Genomic DNA, 1,445 nt, shown 5'->3' on the forward strand with positions numbered 1-1,445 from the left:
GTATCGTATACTTTGAAGGCAAGCAGTTGCTTACGGTAAGAGACGGTGATGTTATCATTGTTGTAGCCGATCTTCGCGCCAATTGATTCGAATAAAGAGCGTATCGGCACGAAGGTCGTTCCGTTCGTCTGGATTGGGCCGGGATCGGATGCGATGAATTTGCCGTTGATCCGGAGCGATATTTGCTTTTGTAACGGTATCGCATTCACTTTAGTTTGTATCTTCTCTGTCGTATCTAGAAGAGGAATATTGATGCGGTCGCCCCATGTCCATACTTTTCCGTATTTGTCCAAGGCCGTACCGCTGTTAAGGGCCACAGCGGCAACCTCAATGATGTCCTTAAGCGGGGTGATGCGCTTAATAGGATCGTCATTCCAGATCGTATTTCCCCATACGGTACCGTCTTTGTGCAATAGAAGCTTATAGCTGCCTCCATAGCCTTGGCTTATCTGGACATAGTTACCTTTAAACTTACTGAATTCATCCGGAATGGCGGTAAACATTGTGGACATGCCCATATAATCTTTGTCATAGCCGTCAAAGTCTACGATCGGTTCATTGGAAACATATTCATACATACTGTAAGTCACATTTGCGGTGTTTCCGTATGCCTTAATGGTTTTGCCGTCAGCCATTAGAATCAGAATATATTGCGTGGATGCTTTAATCGCTTTTGCTCCCTCAATAGCGAATTTAGGTATGCTCGCCTGCTCGTCATCGGTCGGAGTTGGCCACCTGTGGAAAACGGATTGACATAGTCCTCCGCTGCCCTGGAAGTCGGGTCTTATGAGAGAAGTTAGGCAAGTATTTCCCCACGCATATACCTCTCCTTTGTCGTTCAATGCCAAGTTAATAGGTGTAAATCCGCCTCCGGAGCTTATGCTGCGAATGCCGGACAATTCGGCAATTCGCTTAGGCGTACCGCCAGCTTCGTCCCATGACCATACTTCGCCTGCCGAGGTTAGAATGAGATTCCCAGAAATTTCAACAGCTCCTGGAATCTGCGGCCCCCTTACGGCGGGCTTGCTGCCGTTACCAATCCAAATCGTACCGTCGCTATGCAAGGCGTAAAAATGGTCGGCGTTGCCTCGATCAAAGATATCAATGATGCCGGTGAGAGGCAATGAGGTAATCATCGTTGTTTTTGCGCTTGCTGCCGCAGTCGAACTCTCTAGTGGAAGCAAAGCCAATGTTAGAAGGAAAGCTATTGCAGATATTAAACGCTTCATTGTACCTCTCCTTTAGTTAACGGGAAATTGTACGGAGACGCCGCCAATTGCATCGTCCCATGCTACTTTAGCGCCGAACGCTTGCGCTAGGAAGCGGAGAGGCACGTAGGTCCTTCCTTGATAKGAAAGTGACGCTGCAGGCATCACAACACTCTTGCCATCGAGGGTCGCTTTCGTATCGTATACTTTGAAGGCAAGCAGTTGCTTACGGTAAGA

Annotated in this window: 2 protein-coding genes; both read right to left on the reverse strand. The window is 47.9% G+C overall.

Annotation, left to right across the window (positions count from 1 at the left end):
- Positions 1–1,229, reverse strand: a 1,229-nt coding sequence (locus AC1DF0_RS31910) for a stalk domain-containing protein (protein WP_477577565.1), incomplete at its 3' end; no start/stop codon positions are given.
- Positions 1,230–1,241: 12 nt separating this feature from the next.
- Positions 1,242–1,445, reverse strand: a 204-nt coding sequence (locus AC1DF0_RS31915; protein WP_477577567.1) for a copper amine oxidase N-terminal domain-containing protein, incomplete at its 5' end; no start/stop codon positions are given.

The organism is Paenibacillus sp. 05T425 (genome assembly GCF_056396205.1).